Annotated in this window: 12 protein-coding genes and 1 tRNA gene; 2 read left to right on the plus strand and 11 right to left on the minus strand. The window is 72.1% G+C overall.

The window, feature by feature from the left end; translation table 11 throughout:
* Positions 1-288: 288 nt before the first annotated feature.
* The 10 genes from ABD330_RS18530 to ABD330_RS18575 form a co-directional block, all read right to left on the minus strand.
* Positions 289-3018, minus strand: coding sequence for a PKD domain-containing protein (locus tag ABD330_RS18530; protein ID WP_344466401.1), 2730 nt, complete (start codon positions 3016-3018; stop codon positions 289-291).
* A gap of 189 nt (positions 3019-3207) precedes the next feature.
* A complete protein-coding gene (locus ABD330_RS18535) occupies positions 3208-5970 on the minus strand; it encodes a PKD domain-containing protein (RefSeq protein ID WP_344466404.1) in 2763 nt (920 codons plus the stop codon).
* A 254-nt stretch (positions 5971-6224) separates the two neighbouring features.
* Positions 6225-6298 (minus strand) — tRNA-Ala (locus ABD330_RS18540).
* Positions 6299-6397: 99 nt separating this feature from the next.
* Positions 6398-7570, minus strand: coding sequence for a divisome protein SepX/GlpR (sepX, locus tag ABD330_RS18545; protein WP_344466406.1), 1173 nt, complete (start codon positions 7568-7570; stop codon positions 6398-6400).
* Between the two features lie 150 nt (positions 7571-7720).
* Positions 7721-8344: a GNAT family N-acetyltransferase gene (locus tag ABD330_RS18550; RefSeq protein WP_344466446.1), complete on the minus strand. Its 624-nt coding sequence runs from the start codon at positions 8342-8344 to the stop codon at positions 7721-7723.
* The gene (locus tag ABD330_RS18555; protein ID WP_344466408.1) at positions 8341-8835 is read right to left on the minus strand and encodes a MogA/MoaB family molybdenum cofactor biosynthesis protein; all 495 of its coding nucleotides are present in this window, start codon (positions 8833-8835) and stop codon (positions 8341-8343) included. Before ABD330_RS18555 ends, ABD330_RS18550 begins: the two co-directional genes overlap by 4 nt.
* Positions 8832-9281 (minus strand): cyclic pyranopterin monophosphate synthase MoaC, encoded by a 450-nt coding sequence (moaC, locus tag ABD330_RS18560; protein WP_425555573.1) that lies wholly within the window; start codon positions 9279-9281, stop codon positions 8832-8834. Before moaC ends, ABD330_RS18555 begins: the two co-directional genes overlap by 4 nt.
* Before the next feature lie 272 nt (positions 9282-9553).
* The gene (glp, locus tag ABD330_RS18565) at positions 9554-10873 is read right to left on the minus strand and encodes a molybdotransferase-like divisome protein Glp (protein ID WP_344466412.1); all 1320 of its coding nucleotides are present in this window, start codon (positions 10871-10873) and stop codon (positions 9554-9556) included.
* 27 nt (positions 10874-10900) lie between these two features.
* The gene (gene galU, locus ABD330_RS18570) at positions 10901-11821 is read right to left on the minus strand and encodes a UTP--glucose-1-phosphate uridylyltransferase GalU (RefSeq protein ID WP_344466414.1); all 921 of its coding nucleotides are present in this window, start codon (positions 11819-11821) and stop codon (positions 10901-10903) included.
* Positions 11822-11891: 70 nt separating this feature from the next.
* Entirely contained in the window at positions 11892-12833 is a 942-nt protein-coding gene (locus ABD330_RS18575; RefSeq protein ID WP_344466416.1) for a GGDEF domain-containing protein, read from the minus strand.
* Positions 12834-12913: 80 nt separating this feature from the next.
* On the opposite strand from ABD330_RS18575, the gene ABD330_RS18580 reads away from it, so the two are divergent.
* A complete protein-coding gene (locus ABD330_RS18580) occupies positions 12914-13492 on the plus strand; it encodes a 5-formyltetrahydrofolate cyclo-ligase (RefSeq protein WP_344466418.1) in 579 nt (192 codons plus the stop codon).
* Between the two features lie 79 nt (positions 13493-13571).
* On the opposite strand, the gene ABD330_RS18585 is transcribed toward ABD330_RS18580, so the two are convergent.
* Complete coding sequence (locus tag ABD330_RS18585) at positions 13572-16316, minus strand: penicillin acylase family protein (RefSeq protein WP_344466420.1); 2745 nt, start codon at positions 16314-16316, stop codon at positions 13572-13574.
* 274 nt (positions 16317-16590) lie between these two features.
* Between ABD330_RS18585 and ABD330_RS18590 the strand changes: the two genes are divergently transcribed.
* Complete coding sequence (locus tag ABD330_RS18590; protein WP_425555574.1) at positions 16591-18048, plus strand: potassium/proton antiporter; 1458 nt, start codon at positions 16591-16593, stop codon at positions 18046-18048.
* Positions 18049-18295: the final 247 nt, after the last annotated feature.

Genomic DNA, 18295 nt, shown 5'->3' on the forward strand with positions numbered 1-18295 from the left:
TTCACCTTTGGTGATCCCCCCGAGTCAACCCGCGTAAGGCTGTTGATCTCGCAGAGGGTACAGCAGACCGGGTGCCGCAGCTCACGAATTCTCCGCTGCGCCGGAGCCACGCCCGACCGGCCCGCAGGCCTCGGCGGCACCGCGCCCCCGAAAGCAGGACGGCGGCCTCCGAGACCAGGTCTCGAAGGCCGCCATCCGTGCTCACCCGCCCGTCGCCGGCAGCGTCACCGGGCTGTCCGGCGAGGCGGATCGGCCGGTGCGCGGCAGGTGCGCGGGCTGGTGCCCGACTCAGACGGTGTAGTACCCGGAGACGTCGACGACCAGGTCGGCGACGCCGGCGCCGGTGTTCCAGAAGTCGACGATGCCGCCGGGGCCGGGCGTCGCCTGGACCAGGTTCGGCACGGTGTCGCCCTGCTTCCAGTTCAGCGTGGAGACCAGCGGCCGGGACGGCCAGGTCGCGTACTTGTTCTGGTACGCCGCGATGTCGTTCGGGTCCGGCGAGACGGTGAGGTAGCCGCCGGCGGTGGTGTTGGTGACGGTGGTGTTGAGGACGAACCCGGTGTCGCCCGGGTCACCGAACCGCGAGTAGATGTAGTAGTGGCTGCTGTCGTACAGCGGCCCCTTGCCCCAGGTCCGGGTGTCCAGCCAGCGGAACGGGGTGACCGGGATGAAGGAGCTGACGCCCGTCGGGCTGTAGTAGCCCACGACGTCCACGACCACGTCGGCCGAGCCCCAGCTGCCGTTGTAGATCTTGATCTTCCCGTCCGCGCCGACCGGCACGATCACCGCGTTGGCGACGGTCTGGCCCGGGCTGTAGTTCAGGTTGGACGCGGTCGGCAGCGCCGTCCCGTCCGGGAAGGCCGTCAGGTAGCCGCTGCCCTGCGGGCCCGTCACGGTGACGTTCAACGCCACGGCGGTCACGCCGCTCGCGGGCAGCGGGCCCACGTTGTTGCCGGCGATCTGCACGGTGAACGAACCGCCGCCGCGCACCGAGCCCCTGGCCGTGCCGGTGCCGATCCTGGTGTCCACCAGGCGGCCCGGGTTGGTGGAGGTGTAGCCGCTGGAGAACGAGTGGGTGAAGTAGCCGGTGATGTCGGCGACCAGGTCCACCGAACCCTTGCTGCCGTTGTAGAACACCACCGAGCCGTCCGTACCGACCGGGGTGATCGTCAGGTTCGGCACCGTCTGCCCGGCGGTGAAGTTGACGTTCGAGGTGCCGGGCCGTGCCTTGCCGGCCGGGTAGGCGGTGATGAAGCCGCCCTGCTCCGTGCCGGTGGCGGTGATGTTCAGCGCGGCGGCGACCGCGTCGGCGGGGACACCGCCCTGACCGGCCACCTTGATCTGCACGGTGGAGAACGGCGCCACCTTGGCCGTCGGCGCGCCGGTGCCGTTGCGGGTGTCCAGCAGGCGGGTGGGGCCGTACGCGGTGTAGTGCGAGCCGGCGGTGGTGATGTCCACCGAGTTGGTCACCACGTCACCCGTGTAGTTGGGCGCGACCGTGGCCGTCACGGTGTAGTGGCCGGGCTTGTCGTAGGTGTGCGTGTCCCCCCGCCCGGTGGCCGGGGAGATCGCGCCGGAGGTCTGCTGGCCGTCACCCCAGTTCACGGTGTAGGTCGCGTAGTCCGGCTTCTGCGAGCTGAGCTTGGCGTCGAGCTCGATCCCACGGGCGGTGGTGTTCTTGGCGGTCAGTCCGATCGCCAGGCCCGGGTCGGTGCTCAGGTACTCCACCGCGCCACGGCTGGTGCGCGGCTTGGTGCCGTAGAAGTCGGTGTCCAGCTGCCCGGGCGCCGTCGGGTCGGCGGTGCCGATCGCGGTGGAGCCCTTCTGGAGCGCCAGGTCCTGGCCGCCGTACGAGTTGCGGATCAGGGTCGAGCCGGGCCGCACGGTGTCGACGGTGTCGTGCGTGCCCTGACCGGTGACGGTCCGGAAGTCGGCCAGGGTCTGGTAGGCCGTCCCCCCGAAGCTGTACGGGGCGGTGCCGTTGCCGGACGGGAAGTAGAAGGTGTTCGTGTCGGAGATGGTCCCCGCGACCGCGTCGGCCGCGACCCGGACGCTCGGGTCCCAGGGCTGCGACTTCGCCAGGCAGTCCTCCTTGTAGCCGCCGTTGTCGTTGTCGACGGAGTTGGAGTCCACGAACAGGTTGTTCCGGACGGTGACGCCGGTCGACGCGCCGTCCAGGTCCAGGGCCGGGGAGCACCCGCGCTGGACGGTGTTGCCCGCGACGGCCAGCCCGTTCACCCCGGTGGCGACGACACCGCCGTTCGCCAGCGCGTCCGCGGTGAGGGTGACCCGGCTCGCCCCGGGGGCGATCCGGACGGTGGCCTTCCCCGCGGTCCAACGCCCGATCCGGACGTAGGTACGGCTGACCGTCACGTCGCTGGACGTGCCGTCGACGGTGACGGCGTCACCCTGCCAGGCGTAGGCGATACCGGCGTCCATCGTCACCTTGGACGAGTTGACGACCCGCAGCGCCGGGACGCCGTCCGACAGCAGCTGGAGGTTTCGCAGCGTCACACCGGTGACGCCGTCCAGGGTCAGTGCGGGCTGCCCGGCGAGGGCATCGAGGGCGAAGACGCCCCCGTTGCCCTGGCCGATGACGGTGATGCCCGAGGTGTGGACCGTCACCGACTCGCGCAGGTTGCCCTCCTGGACCTGCACCGTGTCACCGGACTGGGCGGCGTCGACCCCGTGCTGGACGGTGCAGAACGGCGCGGCCGCGGTACCGGTCCCGGTGTCGGTCTGGCACACCCGGGGGGCGACGACGAGCGTCCGGCCGCTGCCGGCCGCGCGGCTCGTCGGCCCGCCCGTCGGCAGCGTCCGGGGGATGCGGTAGGAGTGTGCGGCCGGGCTCTCGAAGGTGTCCAGCGCGGCGGAGCGCGCGGCCTCGAAGGCGGCGGATGCCGCCGGGGCCTGGACGGCGGCGGCGGGACCGCTGTCGGCGGCGTGGCCGACAGCGGGTATCAGTGCGAAGCCGGCCGCGAACAGGGCGGCAGTCGCAGTGAGGCGGCGATGGGACACCGACCCTCCAGTCTTGGGTAGTGCTCGAACGCAGAGAGGCCGAAGCCTAGCGCGTACGTTCGAACCTACGGCGAACCGGGGGACACTCCGCCAGATCCGGTCACCCGCAACCGAGTTCGCGCCGCCGGACGGGCCCGGGACGCGCCGCCCCCACCGGGTCGGCGGGGGCGGCACCGGCGTCGGGGCGGCTCAGCCCTTGGTGAAGTAGCCGAAGAAGTCGGCCACAGCCTGGGTGTGGCCGGCGAGGTTGTAGAGGTCCACGCCACCGTTCGTGCCGAGGCCGAGGGTGGTGAGGTTCGGTACCGTCTGCCCGGCGGCGAAATTGACGGTGGACGTGCCGGAGCGCGTGGTGCCGCTCGGGTAGGCGGTCAGGTAGCCGTCGTGGTCGGGCTCGGTGGCGGTCAGATTGAGCACCGCGCCGATGGCGTCGGCGGGTACCCCGGGCGTGCCGGCGATCGGCACGGTGCGGTGTTCACCCGGGCCGAACGGGGAGTTGTCGGTGCGGGTGTCGAGCAACCGGCTCGGGGTGACCGGCGTGAAGAGGCCCTGGCCGTCGGTGGCGTAGTAGCCGGTGATGTCCGCCACGGCGTCGACGTGGCCCGGGCCGTTGTTGACGCAGACCTTGCCGTTGCCCATGGGGGCGGAGATCGGCACGATCACCTGGTTGGCCACCGTCTCGCCGGGCGCGAAGTTGAGGCTGGAGAAGAAACGGAGGCTGCTGTCCACGGTCGCGGTGAGGAATCCCGCGTGGTCGGCGCCGGTCGCGGTGAGGTTCAGCACCACCTCGTCCGTGTGGGCCGGCAGCCCGAGGCCGGCCGGGAGCGGGAAGCAGACGCTGCCCTGCGGCCCGAGCTGCCCCGGCGTCGCGGTGCCGGTCCCGACGCGGGTGTCGAGCACCCGGCTGGGCGTCAGGCTGGTGAACCGCTCCTCGCCGTTCGACGAGTACCAGCCGACCAGGTCCACCAGCACGTTGACCGCGCCCGTGTGGTTGTAGATCTTGATCGTGCCGTCCCGGCCGACCGGGACGGTGACCAGGTGGGCGGCGGTCTGTCCGGCGACGAAGTTGCTGTTCGAGGTGGTGGGCCGGGTCTGGCCGGAGGGGTAGACGGTCAGGAAGCCCGCGGCGGTCGGGTTCACCGCCGTGACGTTCAGGACGACGGCGGTCGTCCCGCCGTCGTTGTCGGTGAAGACGCCGCCGTGCGGGAGCGGCCCGTTGACGTTGACCGTCAGCTCACTGTCGGGGCCGAGCGGTCCCTGCGTGCCGTCGTACGAGCCGTTGCCGGTGCGGGTGTCCAGGATGCGGCCGTACGCCTCGTGGAAGAGCGATGGTTGGTACGCCACGTCCACGGCCAGCGAGCCGGTCGCCGTCTGACCGGTGGTGTCCTTCACCGTCAGGGTGGCCGTGTAGTGCCCCGGACCGGCGTAGGTGTGCGTGCAGCGCTGCTGACAGGCCTCGCTGCTGCCGTCGCCGTAGTCGACGGTCCGGCTGACGATCGGCCAGGGGCCGGTCGAGGCGGTCCCGTCGAAGGTGTAGGACAGCGGACGGAAGCTGCCGGTGGGCTGCGGGGTGACGGTGAGCCGCGGCTGCGGCGGGCCGGGCGTGCGCACCTTGACCGGCACGGCGACCGCGCCGGAGACCTGGGTCCCGTGGCTGTCCGACGCCGTCGCCACGGGCTCGAAGTCGCCCGCCGCGGCATACACGTGGGTGACCTGGTTCGAGGCGGCGGTGACCGGCTGGGTGCCGTCGCCGAAGTCGAAGGTGTAGGCGATCGGGTCCGTTCCCCACAGCTCCTTCGCCTGCGCGGTGAGTGTGACCGTGAGGGGGTAGGCGCCCTGGTGCTTGTCGGCCAGGACCGCCACCTGGCCGATGCTCCGGTACTCGTGTGCACCACGGTCACGCTTCCCCACGGCGGGCACGTAGTCGTAGTCACTGTCCGGCTCGCCCGGGGCGGCGGGATCGGCCGAGTCCGCGGCCAAGGAGCCGGCGGAGGTGATGAGGTCCTGGTTCAGCTGGAGATCGGCCGTGGTGTCGTGCCGGCCCTGGCCGGTCTGCTGGAAGAAGGCGGCGCTGTCCGAGAAGGCGGCGCCACCCCAGCTGTACGGCGTGCTCCCCGCCAGCGGCTGGAAGCTGTTGTAGTCCGCCTCGACGTGCGGCACGGCCTCGGACGCGACAGCGAGACCGTTGCCGAGCTTGCACGGCGTCTCGTCGGCGGCGGGAACGAGAACGTTGTTCTCGATGGTGGCGGTCGTACCGGCGCCCTTGATGGTGATGGCGTCGGCGCAGCCGCCGTGGACGGTGTTGCCGGTGACGTTCGTACCAGGGGCGTCGGCGACCGACACCGCACCGTCCCAGGCGTCGTCGAAGACGTTGGTGGTCACGGTCGTGTTCCGGCTGCCGGCGTCGATCTGCACCGCGGGGCCGGGGTGGGTGCCGTCGAAGGTGTTGCGGCTGACGACCGTGTCGGTGCTCCCGCCGGTCACCCGCAGGCCGGCGGCGGCGTTCCCGTCGAAGTCGTGGTCGATCGTGATCCTGGCGGAGTGGTCCACCACGATGGCGTTCCCGGCGTCCACCGACGACAGCACGGAGAAGTTCTCGAAGACCACGTCGTGTGCGCCGGAGATGGTGACGGGGTTCTGCTGGTACCCGCCCACCGACGCGGCCCAGCGGTGTGAGCCGGGAAGTGCGCCGGTGAACACGATCGGGTGCCCGGGCGTCCCCGACCGGGTGATGGTCAGCTTCTCCTGGTAGTCGGCGCTCAACGCCGCTACGGTCTGCCCGGGTTGGACAACCGCCGCGGCGGCCGAGATGGCGCAGAAGGGCTGCTCGGCCTGGCCACTGCCGTGGTCGGAGCAGCTGGGATCGTTCTTGTCGACGTACAGCACCGTCTGCTCCGCCGCCACTGCCGGGAGGACTGGGAAGCCCAGTCCGAGCAGCGTTGCGGTCGCGATCACGGTCCCTGCCAAGGCGCGCGTGCGCATGATTTCCTGGTCCCCCCGAGTGGCTGAGTCTGTCGAACGCTTGTGGCGCGGACGAATTGTGGCACGCCACAGGACGGTTACGGCCGGTCAGTTCCCAGTGGCGGAGCCGAAGCGATCGGTGCCGGAGTGGCCGGTGCCGGAGTGGCCGGAGTGCTTGCCGTGCTTCACTGCCGCACAAACGACCGAAGGCCCTCCCGGATGATCCCGGGAGGGCCTTCGATGTTGGGTGGAGCTGAGGGGATTCGAACCCCTGACCCCCTCGATGCGAACGAGGTGCGCTACCGGACTGCGCCACAGCCCCAACAAGAGGAAACTTTAGCACCTTCTGGAGGTGGTCCGTGACCACCCCCGGAGCGGAGCGCCCCGCCGCAGGGCGTTGACCGGCGGCGGGGCGCTGCGGCTACTCGTTGGCCGCGCGGGGGCGGGTGGCGTAGTCGCTCTCGGGCGGGCGGGTGGCAGGGTCGGCGTACTGGTCGAAGAGCTGGGTGTTGCGGGCCTCGGTGGTGCGGCCGGAGTCCCAGGTGCCGCGGGCGTTCAGGTCGAGGCCGCGGGTGACCCGGGGGGCCACCGGTGCGGTCACGTAGGTGGGGAGCGGGACGGGGACGGGCTCCCAGGAGTCGGGGCCGGCCGCGCTGCGTTCGCGCATGCCGTCCACCCACTCCTCGTGGTCGGTCGCCTCCACCAGCGCCGAGGCCGTGGCCGTGGGCCGCTCCTCGTGACCGCCGTGACCGCCGTCGCCGTCGGGGTCGACGGCCAGGCGCAGGTGCGGGCGCCTGGCGTCGGCCGGGTGCGCCGCGTCGTGGGTCGCGCCACGGCCGGTGCGGCGCTGGGCGGGCGGCCGCGTCTCCGGCCGGCTCCGGTCGGCCTCGCGGGCCCGCTCGCGCTCGCGCAGCCGCTCGGCGGCCTGCGCCGCCCGGACGCGGTCGAGCTTGACCTCGTACCGGAGGCGTTCGAGCCGTCGCAGGTGGCCGATGTAGAGGGTGAGGAGGGCCGCCGGCAGGGCCGGGACCCAGAGGAAGGCCACGCCCGCGACCGCTGCGACCACCGCGCCGGCCGCGAAGGCCGCGAACAGGGTGGTCACCATCCGCCGACGGCGCGCCAGCAGCCGGGCCCGGCGCTCGCGGTGCTCGCCCTGGGCACGGGCCGAGGAGGCCGGGATCGGGTCGTCGAGGGATGCGTGCGGGGTGCGCTCCGACTCCGGTCCGATGTCGGAGCCGGCGTCGGGTTCGGCGTCGGGCTCGGCAGCGAACTCGGCTCCGAACCGGGTGCCGGCGTCGGGCTCCGGGCGCGGGTCGGAAACCGGCGCCGCGGACCGTGCCGGGTCATCGCCCCGGGACCGGTCCCGGGTTCCGTCGCCGGTTCCGTCGGGTGTTCCGGCGCGTGTCTCGTCGCCAAGGGCCCGGGATGCCCGCCGCTCCAAAGCCGAACGGCCGGCCAGCAGGCGGATCGCGGTACTGAAGCGTTCCGTCGGACGGGCTTCGTTGAGCTCGTCCTGCCTGCGGAGCCACATCGGCACCAGATAGGCAGCCCAGGCCCCTACGATGACCGCGTAGATAAGGCCGCTACTGCTCACGTTTCACACGGTACGGGCGCGGGGTAAGGCCCGGCAGCAATTTGGCGCGGCGTGTCGTGTGATCAAGCTGATTCTCAGACTATTTTGCCGGTATTTGTGACCACTCGGTGGCGCGGCGATGCCATATCGATATCTATTTCGAACATATATTCAATTACCGTACGGGCCTCTGGCCCTGATCGACCGCCAGCGCTCCAGCATGCCCTCCTGGACCTCCTCGGCCGTCAGCGCGTACACCAAGTGGTCCCGCCAGTCGCCGTCGATGTGCAGATAGCGGGGCCGCACCCCCTCTTCGCGGAAACCCAGCTTCTCCACCACCCGGCGGCTCGGCCGGTTCTCCGGCCGGATGCAGACCTCGATCCGGTGCAGGCCCAGTGCCGCGAAGCAGTAGTCCACCGAGAGCGCCACCGCCGTCGGCATGATGCCCTGGCCGGCCACCCCCTCGTCGACCCAGTAGCCGACGTTGGCCGAGCACATCGAGCCCCAGGTGATCCCGCCGACCGTGAGCTGGCCGACCAGGCGGCCCTGGTGCAGCACCACGAAGGGCAGCATCCGCCCGGCCGCCGCCTCGCCGCGCAGGTAGCGCACCATCTGCCGGTACGTCGGCCGGGTGCCGCCGCGGCCGGCCGGGGTGGGCGGGACGGTGGCCTCCCAGCGGCGCAGCCAGTCCCGGTTGCGGCGGCTGACCTCCTGCCAGGCGTTCTGGTCCCGGGCCCGGATCGGGCGGAGTGTGACCGGCCCCTCGTGGAGCTCGACCTGCCAGGCGGCGTTCAGTGCCCGCCTCCGGCGGAGGGCCGGGGGTGGTCGCCGCCGGCCAGCTGGTCCACGGCGTGGGCGAGTAGGGGTGCCAGCACCGCGAGGCCGTCCTTCACCCCGCCGGTGGATCCGGGCAGGTTGACGATCAGGGTGCGCCCGGCCAGGCCGGCCAGGCCGCGGGACAGTGCGGAGGTGGGGACCTTCTCCCGCCCGTACGCCCGGATGGACTCGGCGATGCCCGGGATCTGACGGTCGATCACCCGGGCGGTCATCTCGGGTGTGAGGTCCATCGGTGAGATCCCGGTGCCGCCGGTGGTGAGGACGACGTCGTACCCGGCGGCGACGGCCGCGCGCAGCGCCGCCTCCACCGGCTCGCCGTCGGGGACGACCTGCGGGCCGTCCACGGCGAAGCCCATCTCCCGCAGCCCGGCGGCCAGCAGCGGGCCGCCCTTGTCCTGGTACACCCCGGCGGAGGCCCGGTTGGAGACCGTCACGGCGAGGGCCCTCACGGCCGGGCCTCCGGAGCGGGCGCGGCCGGCCAGTCGCCGCTCTTGCCGCCGGTCTTGCTGAGCACCCGGACGTCCTCGATCGCGGCGCCCTTGTCGACGGCCTTGACCATGTCGATCACGGTCAGCCCGGCGACGGCGACGGCGGTCAGCGCCTCCATCTCGACGCCCGTGCGGTCGGCGGTCTTCACCGTGGCGGTGATCTCGACGGCCTCGTCGGTCACGGTGAGGTCGACCTTCACGCCGGAGATGGCGATCGGGTGGCAGAGCGGGATGAGGTCCGGGGTCTTCTTGGCCCCCATGATCCCGGCGATCCGCGCGACGGCGAGGGCGTCGCCCTTCGGGACGCCCTCGCCGCGGAGCAGTTCGATCACGCGCGGTGCGACCCGCACCCGGCCGGCGGCCACCGCCGTTCGTACGGTGGCGGCCTTCTCGGAGACGTCGACCATACGGGCGGCGCCGGTGTCGTCGACGTGGGTGAGGCGGTCGCCGGTGGGTGCGGTCACGGGAGGACTCCATAGGTACGGTGCGAATACCGCGCTACCGTACCTCCCCTCCGTGTGGCTCGGCTCACCTGCGGGCGCTCGTGTCCGGGCCCGGCGCCGCTCGCTGCGGCGCCCGCCTCACCCCTCGCCCCGCCCCCTGCGGCGGAGTCGCTCACCGGTACGGCGCGCACCGGCCCGCGCGCCGGTCGGTCGCCGGTCCGCCCTCCGGTCCCGGCTCAGCCGGCGAGGAGGACCACGTCCACGGTGCTGTCGGCCGCCAGCGAGGTGACCTCCTCGGGGACGACGATCAGGCAGTTGGCCTTCGCGAGCGCCCCGACCAGGTGCGAGCCCTCCCCGCCGATCGGCCGGACCGATCCGTCACCGGCGTACCAGCCGCGCAGGAACTGCCGCCGGCCCGCCGGGGAGCGCAGCTCGGCGCCGCAGACCGCCCGGACGACCGGGCGGTGGACGTCGGGGGCGCCGAGCATGGTCCGGATCACCGGGCGGACGAAGAGCTCGAAGGAGATGTACGCGCTGACCGGGTTGCCCGGCAGCGCCAGCAGCGGGACGCCGCCGATCCGGCCGAAGCCCTGCGGCTTGCCGGGCTGCATCCGCAGCCGCCGGAAGTCCACGTCGCCGTAGCTCTCGCCGCCCTGGGCCGGCTGGAGGGCTTCCTTCACCACGTCGTACGCCCCGACGCTGACGCCGCCGCTGGTGACGATCAGGTCGGCCCGGCCGAGCTGGTCCTGGAGCACCGCGCGCAGCACCGCCGGGTCGTCGGGGACGCCGCCGACGCGGTAGGCGATGGCGCCCGCGTCCAGGGCGGCGGCGGTGAGGGTGAAGCTGTTGGAGTCGGAGATCTGGCCGGGGCCCACCGGGTCGCCGGGCTGGACGAGTTCGCTGCCGGTGGAGAGCACCACGACGCGCGGGCGCGGGCGGACCCGGACGGTGTCGCGGCCGATCGCGGCGAGCAGGCCGAGCTGGGTGGGGCCGAGCAGGGTGCCGGCGGACAGGATGTCGTCCCCGGTCCTGATGTCACTGCCGCGGCGGCGGATGTGGGCGCCCTCGGAGACCGGCCGGAGCACCCGGACCTCCTCGCCGTCGACCGGCGCGCCCATGCTGTCGGCGGCCCGGCCGGTGCCGGTGCCGCCGTCCGTCCACTCGACGGGGGCGACGGCCTCCGCGCCGGGCGGCACCGGGGCGCCGGTCATGATCCGGGCGGTCTGGCCGGGGCCGACCTTGGGCAGGTCGCCCGCGCCGGCCGCGATGTCGCCGACCACGGTGAGCACCGAGGGGTACTGCTCGGTGGCGCCCGCGGTGTCGGCGGTGCGGACGGCGTAGCCGTCCATCGAACTGTTGTCGAAGGGCGGCAGGTCACCGCCGGCGACCACGTCCTCGACCAGGCGGCAGCCCTGTGCGTCGAGCAGCCGGAGCTCGATCGCGGGCAGCGGGGCGATCTGCGCGAGGACGTCGGCGAGGTGCTCGTCGACCGTCCACATGCGCGGGACCGGGCCCTCGGACTCCGTGCAGCAACTGCTCTCCGTGGACCCGGTCATCGCCTCACGCTCACCTTCTGGAAGTCGTCAGCCCTGCATCTCGGAGGCGACGAACTCCTTGAGGAAGGACCGGAAGCCCGGGCCCAGGTCGTCGCGCTCGCAGGCAAGTCGGACGATAGCGCGAAGGTAGTCCGCGCGGTCGCCCGTGTCGTAACGGCGGCCCTTGAAGAGCACGCCGTGCACCGGTCCGCCGTCCGTCTCGTCCCGGGTGGACAGCTCGCGCAGCGCGTCGGTGAGCTGGATCTCGCCGCCCCGGCCCGGCTTGGTCTCGCGCAGCACGTCGAAGACGGCCGGGTCGAGGATGTAGCGGCCGATCACGGCGTAGTTCGACGGCGCGTCGGCGGTCTCGGGCTTCTCGACCAGGTCGGTGATCCGGAAGACGTCCTCGCCGAAGCCGTTCGCCTTGACGGCGGCGCAGCCGTAGAGGTGGATCTGCGAGGGGTCGACCTCCATCAGCGCGACGACCGAGCCGCCGAGCTCCTGCTGAACCTCGATCATGCGGGAGAGCAGCGGGTCGCGCGGGTCGATCAGGTCGTCGCCGAGCAGGACGGCGAAGGGCTGGCCGGCCACGTGCTGCTCGGCGACCGAGACGGCGTGGCCGAGGCCCTTGGGGTCGCCCTGGCGGACGTAGTGCATGTTGGCGAGGTCGACGGACTCCTGGACGCGGCGCAGCCGGTCCAGGTCGCCCTTGCGGGAGAGCAGCTCCTCCAGCTCGTACGCGCGGTCGAAGTGGTCCTCCAGCGCGCGCTTGTTCCGGCCGGTGACCATCAGTATGTCGGAGAGCCCGGCCGCGGCGGCCTCCTCGACGACGTACTGGATGGCCGGCTTGTCGACGACCGGCAGCATCTCCTTGGGGGTTGCCTTGGTGGCCGGCAGGAACCGGGTCCCGAGCCCTGCGGCGGGCACCACGGCCTTGGTGACAGGGATGCGGGCGTTCGTCTGCGTCATGCGTCGACCTTACTAAGGCAGGGTTCCGCCGAGCAGGGAGCGGGGTTGACCAGAGGTGAATCCAAGCCGGTCAGGAACCCCCGTCCCGAAGGGCGGTCACAGCGGAAGCGGTGTGGGCAGTACTGACGGAGGGGTAGCTGCCCCCTCCGGCACAGACGGACAGATTACCGGTGATTTCGGGAGCTTCGTCCGCGGTGTCCCCGGCTGTGCCGTGGGCTCCGTCACGCACCGCCGCGTCCGGCTCGTCCAGTGCCGCCAGGTGCTCGACCGGGTACCTGTCAGCGGTGTGGCAGGAGCGCTTTCCGGTGTCGCGCCAGCAGTCACCGCCGGCCGCCCGGGCCCGGCCCAGCGCGGCGTCGGCGGCGCGCAGCAGCAGGGCGGCGTGCCCGCCGTCGCCGGGCAGTACGGCGATGCCGACGGCCGCCGTCAGCCCGTTGCCGCCGGCCGGGCGGCTGGGCTCGGGCCCGGCGGCGGACCAGTCGAGCAGGCGGTGCCGCCGCACCGACCAGCAGAGCCGCTCGGCGACCTGCACCGCGCCGTCCAGTCCGGTGTCCGGCAGCACGACCAGGAACTCCTCGCCGCCGTACCGGGCCAGGGTGTCGGTGCGGCGGATCTCGACGCCGAGGCGCTGCGCGAGGTCCCGCAGTATGGCGCCGGCCCGGCCGCGCCCGTGCTCCTCGACGATCGCGTCGAACCCGGCGATCTCCAGCATCAGCAGGGCCAGCGGCGGGGGCTCCTCGCCGTGGTCGGCCCGGCGGGTCCGCTCCACCTCGCGGTCCAGGGTGAGCTGGAGGTGGCGGTAGTTCCACACGCCGGTCAGCGGGTCGCAGGAGGCGGTGCGCTGGAGCGCCGCCCGCTCCACCTCCAACTCGGCGATCTGCTGCCGCAGTACCGCCTCCCGCTCGCCCGCGCCCGCCGTGGCCCGGCGCAGCCGTAGCCCGGCCGCCGCCGCCACGGCCAGCGCGGGCGCGCCGAGCAGGGCCAGGGCCTGGACCAGGAGTGGGCTGGACATCGGGTGCCTTCCGCGTGTCAGGCTCGGATCCGCCGGTGGGCGAGCGCCGCCGGGAGCGGCACTGGACAGAGGAGCATCCGTTGCACAACGAGAAGACCGCGCTGAGGTCACGCCTGCTGACGGAACGCCGGGAACTGACGCCCGAATGGCGCGAAACCGCCGCCGCCGCGCTCGCGGAGCACGCGGCGCCGCTGGCCGGTCCGGGGCGCACCGTCGCCGCGTACGTCTCGGTCGGCAGCGAGCCGGGCACCCGGCCGCTGCTGGACGCGCTGCGCGAGCGGGGCGTGCGGGTGCTGCTGCCCGTCCTGCTGCCGGACAACGACCTGGACTGGGCCGAGTACCGGGGTGCCGGGGAGCTGGCCCCGGCCGGACGCGGGCTGCTGGAGCCGACCGGGCCCCGGCTCGGGCCCGAGGCGGTGACCGGGGCGGCGCTGGTGCTGCTGCCTGGCCTGGCCGTGGACCGCCGGGGCCTGCGGCTGGGCCGGGGCGGCGGCAGCTACGACCGGGTGCTGGCCCGGCTCGCGGCGGCCGGTGCGCGGCCCGTGCTGGCCACGCTGCTCTACCCGCACGAGCTGCTGGACGCGGTGCCCGCCGAGCCGCACGACCTGCCGGTGGACGCGGCGGTCACCCCGTCGGGGGTGATCTGGCTCACCCGCTGAAGCGGGCCCGGGGGCGCGGGAAACGGCGTGAGGCGGCAGGTGCACCGTCGCACCTGCCGCCTCACGCCCCCTGGCGGGGTCACCCCGCGCTGAGCACCAGCTTGTTCTTGGTGGCCTGCTCGACCCGGTCGGACGAGTAGGCCCAGGGCAGCAGGACGCCCTTCGCCCAGAGCGCGGTCTGGTCGTTGTAGTTGGGGTTGAAGGCGTGCCCGGAGGCGCCGCCGACGTTGATCCAGCGGGAGTCGTTGAAGTCGTTCAGGTCGACGACCATCCGCATCGAGGGCACCCAGTCGGCCGCGTACCCGGCGGCGGCGTTCCACCCGGAGGCGTTGACCGCGGCGGAGCCGCCGTCGAGCTGGTACGGGCCCCGGTTGAGGAGCTTGTGCACCAGGCCGGAGGCGATCGAGGAGTCGTCTGTGCCGAGCGTCTGCTCCTTGAGCGTCAGCGTGTGCAGCCGGCCCCAGCTCCAGGTGGAGATGTCCTTGCTGAGCTTGGAGGTGAGGTCCTGGCGGGCGTTCTTCATCGCCTCGGCGAGCAGGCTGGTCAGCCCGTGCTGCTGGTGGTGGTCGGAGTCGATGTAGTCCCACCAGCTGCTCTGCGGGTTGGCGAGCTGCTGGCGCACCACCTCCGTCCAGCGGTCGCCGCCGTCCGGCTGCGCCTTGTCCGGGTCCCGGGTGCCGCACTCGTTGACCGTGACGGTGTTGTTCAGCGCGTCGTCGGGCATCGTGGGGTCGCGCTTCTGACGGACCAGCAGGCAGTCGCCGGTGGCCCGCAGGTCGGCCGGGAACTTCTGGCCGAACGCCAGGATGAGCAGCTGGCGCCAGACGCCGTTGTAGTAGGCGGCGGCCGCCGAGGAGGCGTCCTGGTGGTAGTTCCAGTCCTTCAGCAGGTCCTGCGCCTCGCGGACGTACGGGTCGTTGATGTTGACCTTGAGCAGCAGCGGGACGAGGGTCTGCGCCATCACGCTGGTGTTGTCCAGCTGCATCTGCTGCATGTCGTCCGGGGAGATCTTGCCGTTGTTCTTGAGCCGGCCCTCGATCTGGTCGGTGATCTCCTTGGCGCGGGTGCCGTACTCCCAGTCGTTGGTGAGCAGGTACGGGTAGCTCTGGTCGGCCACGGCCTGGTTGGCGGTGACGACGTAGCCGCTGGCCGGGTCGTAGCTGTAGGGCAGCGCGTTGAACGGGATGGAGCCGGTCCACCGGTAGGCGGAGTCCCAGCCGGGGGCGGGGTAGCGGCCGTCGGCGGGGTAGCGGCCGTCGCCCTTGCCGCGGACCGGGATCAGGCCCGGCGCCTGGTAGCCGATGTGGCCCTGGGTGTCGGCGTAGATCAGGTTCTGCGCGGGGACGGCGAAGTCCCTGGCAGCGGCCCGGAAGGCCGTCCAGTTGCCGGCCCGGTCCAGCTCGAAGACGGCGTCCATGGTCTTGCCGGGCGTCAGGGCCGTCCACTTCAGGGCGACGCCGTAGCCGGACGCGCGGTCGGGGGCGGCGTTGCCGACCGGGGCGTTCCGGCCGATGTCCTGCTGCTCGGTGCTCTGGTCCGAGATCAGCGGCATACCGTCCTGGGTGGTGCGGACGGTGATGGTGCGGTCCGGGCCGCCGGCGACCTTGACGGTCTCCTTGCGGCTGACGAACTTCGTGTCCTGGTTGTCGTACAGGTAGGTGTCCGGGCCGGTGACCTTCTCCAGGTAGAGGTCGGTGACGTCGGCCCCGAGGTTGGTGAAGCCCCAGGAAATGTTCTGGTTGTGGCCGATCACCACGCCGGGCATCCCCGCGAAGGTGAAGCCGGTCACGTCGTACCCGCAGGCCGGGCCGACCGTGCGGCAGTGCAGGCCCATCTGGTACCAGACCGAGGGCAGCTCGGGGCCCAGGTGCGGGTCGTTGGCCATCAGCGGCTTGCCGGTGGTGGTGTGGCTGCCGGCGACCACCCAGGAGTTGGAGCCGATGCCCTGGCCCTGCGGGCCGAGCAGCTGCGGCATGCCCGCCATGTTGTCCGAGAGGGTCTGCATCAGGGCCTGGGTGGTGGCCCGGCCCTGCCCGAGCTGGGGCGGCGGCAGGGCGGCCGAGCCGTCGGCGGGCTGGTAGTTGCCGTTGCCGTCGATCTTGCCGGTCTGCTTCACGATGGTGCCGTTGCGGGCGTACGGGTAGTCCGGGTACAGCTGGGCGATCTTGTCCGCGGTGAAGTCCTGGGCCAGCAGCGAGCGGTCGATCTCCTCCTGCATGTTGCCGGAGAGGCTCCAGGCCATCGCCTTCAGCCAGGCCACCGAGTCGACCGGGGTCCACTGCTCGGGCTTGTAGCCGCCGTGCACCGCGCCGAGCAGCGCGTACTCCAGCGAGGCGCTGGAGCCGCCGGGGTGCTGGGCCAGCCAGGCGTTCACGCCGTCCGCGTAGGACTGCAGGTTCTTCTTGGTCTCGGCCGAGAGCTCGGTGTCGTACTCCTGCTGCGCCACCCGCTGCCAGCCCATGGTGCGCAGGAAGGTGTCGGTCTGGACCTGGCCCGACCCGAACATCTCGGAGAGCCGGCCGGAGGTGATGTGCCGCCGGACGTCCATCTCCCAGAACCGGTCCTGGGCCTGGACGTAGCCCTGGGCGCGGAACAGGTCGGCCGAGCTGTCGGCGTAGATCTGCGGGATGCCGTTGGCGTCGCGCTTCACGTCGACCGGAGCGGACATCCCGGCCACCGTGATGTTGCCCGTCACGTCCGGGAACGAGGCCCGCACGGTGCTCACCGACCAGTACGAGCCGCCGCCCAATGCGGCGAGCAGCAGGACCACCAGCAGGAGCACGAACAGACGGACGCGCCGGAACTTCTTCTTCGAGCGGGGCATCTGGTGGGTCCTTGGCTGGGGGGGCGACGGCCGTGACAGGTCACCACATTAGGGCGACTCGGGTGGCGGACATGCACGGGGGACGTCCACGGTGGGATCTGTTGGACCCTACCGGGCCTTGCTGAGGGACGGTCGGTGACCACCTGATGATCACCGGGTCACCAAAGAGCAGGTAAAATGTTAGACTGAGTAACGAAACCCTGTTGCACGACCCCCTCGCCCGATCACTCCTCCGAGGTGCGCCTGCGTGACCGTCGACCACCTGAACCGCCTCATGCTCGAGTTCGCCGTGATCCTCCTGTTCGCGGTGGTCGCCGTACGCTTCGCGACCCGCTCAGGACTGCCCAGCCTGCTGATCTACCTCGGCATCGGCGTCGCACTCGGTCAGAACGGCCTCGGCGTCACCTTCAACAACGCCGAGCTGACCCAGGTGCTCGGGTACGCGGCCCTGGTGGTGATCCTCGCCGAAGGCGGGCTCAAGACCAGCCTGCGGGCGATCAGACCGGTACTGCCGGCCGCCACCGTGCTGGCCACCTTCGGTGTCGCGGTCAGCGTCTTCATCACCGCCGCCGGAGCCCACTGGCTGGGCGGCTTCGACTGGCGGGTCTCGCTGCTGCTCGGCGCGATCGTCTCCTCCACGGACGCGGCGGCGGTCTTCTCGGTGCTGCGGCTCGTCCCGCTGCCCTCCCGGCTGACCGGCCTGCTGGAGGCCGAGTCCGGCTTCAACGACGCTCCGGTGGTGATCCTGGTGGTCGCCTTCGCCACCACCGGGCCGCTGGACTCCTGGTACGTGCTGGTCGGCACGATCATCGGCGAGCTGGTGGTCGGCGGCGTCGTCGGCTACGCGGTCGGCAAGCTCGGCGCGTACGCGGTGAAGCGGATCGCGCTGCCCTCCTCGGGCCTCTACCCGATCGCCGTCATCTCGCTCTCGCTGGTGGCGTACGCGGGCGGCGCGCTGCTGCACGGGTCCGGCTTCCTCGCCGTCTACATCGCCTCCGTCCTGCTCGGGAACGCCAAACTGCCGCACGGCCCCGCCGTCCGGGGCTTCGCCGACGGGCTGGCCTGGATCGGCCAGATCGGCATGTTCGTGGTGCTCGGCCTGCTCTGCAACCCCGACACCATGGGGTCCGCGGTGGTGCCCGCACTGGTGATCGGCGCCGTCCTGGTCTTCCTGGCCCGGCCGGCCTCGGTGCTGCTGACGATGACCCCGTTCCGGCTGCCCTGGCGCGAGCAGGCGCTGCTCAGCTGGGCCGGGCTGCGCGGAGCGGTGCCCATCGTGCTGGCGACCATCCCGCTGGTCGCCGGCATCCCGCAGGCCCAGGAAGTCTTCAACATCGTCTTCGTCCTGGTGGTCGTCTTCACCCTGCTCCAGGCCCCCTCGCTGCCGCTGGTCGCCCGCTGGCTGCGGATCGGCGAAGGCTCCCTGGGACAGGACCTGGACATCGAGTCGGCTCCGCTGGAGCACCTGCACGGGCAACTGCTCTCGGTCTCGCTCTCCGGCACCTCACGGATGTCCGGCGTCGAGGTCAGCGAACTGCGGCTGCCCGCCGGGTCCGCCGTGACCCTGGTGGTGCGCGACGGCACCAGCTTCGTCCCCGACAAGGCGACGGTGCTGCGGGCCCACGACGAGCTGCTCGTGGTCACCACCGAGGAGGTCAGCGAGCACGCGGAGCGGCGGCTGCGCGCCGTGGACCAGGGCGGCAAGCTGGCCGGCTGGCTGCAGGGGCGCTAGGGCCTGTCGGGAGCGGGGCCGGCGGCAGCAGATCCGGCGGCAGCGGGGCGCAACGCTGCCTCTCGGCCCGGCGGACCCGACAGTTCATGTGTTCTGCGCTACGTTCACCTTCGCTTCACCGGGAGGATTGCCTCCTGGCGCGTACTATGAGGGCAAGCTTCTACATCACTACTGAACACCCGCTACATCTGCCTGAAGCAGAGTTGGCGCGACCGCTCGGCGGCTGCGGTCCGGGGCGAAAAGGCCT

The sequence above is a fragment of the Kitasatospora kazusensis genome (assembly GCF_039529945.1).
GTDB lineage: Bacteria > Actinomycetota > Actinomycetes > Streptomycetales > Streptomycetaceae > Kitasatospora > Kitasatospora kazusensis.

Excerpts from the sequence above, each read along its gene's own strand:
- moaC (WP_425555573.1), bottom strand. The coding sequence starts at position 9,281 with ATGGTCGACGTCTCCGAGAAGGCCGCCACCGTACGAACGGCGGTGGCC.
- glp (WP_344466412.1), bottom strand. The coding sequence starts at position 10,873 with ATGACCGGGTCCACGGAGAGCAGTTGCTGCACGGAGTCCGAGGGCCCG.
- galU (WP_344466414.1), bottom strand. The coding sequence starts at position 11,821 with ATGACGCAGACGAACGCCCGCATCCCTGTCACCAAGGCCGTGGTGCCC.
- ABD330_RS18575 (WP_344466416.1), bottom strand. The coding sequence starts at position 12,833 with ATGTCCAGCCCACTCCTGGTCCAGGCCCTGGCCCTGCTCGGCGCGCCC.
- ABD330_RS18585 (WP_344466420.1), bottom strand. The coding sequence starts at position 16,316 with ATGCCCCGCTCGAAGAAGAAGTTCCGGCGCGTCCGTCTGTTCGTGCTC.
- ABD330_RS18590 (WP_425555574.1), top strand. The coding sequence starts at position 16,591 with ATGCTCGAGTTCGCCGTGATCCTCCTGTTCGCGGTGGTCGCCGTACGC.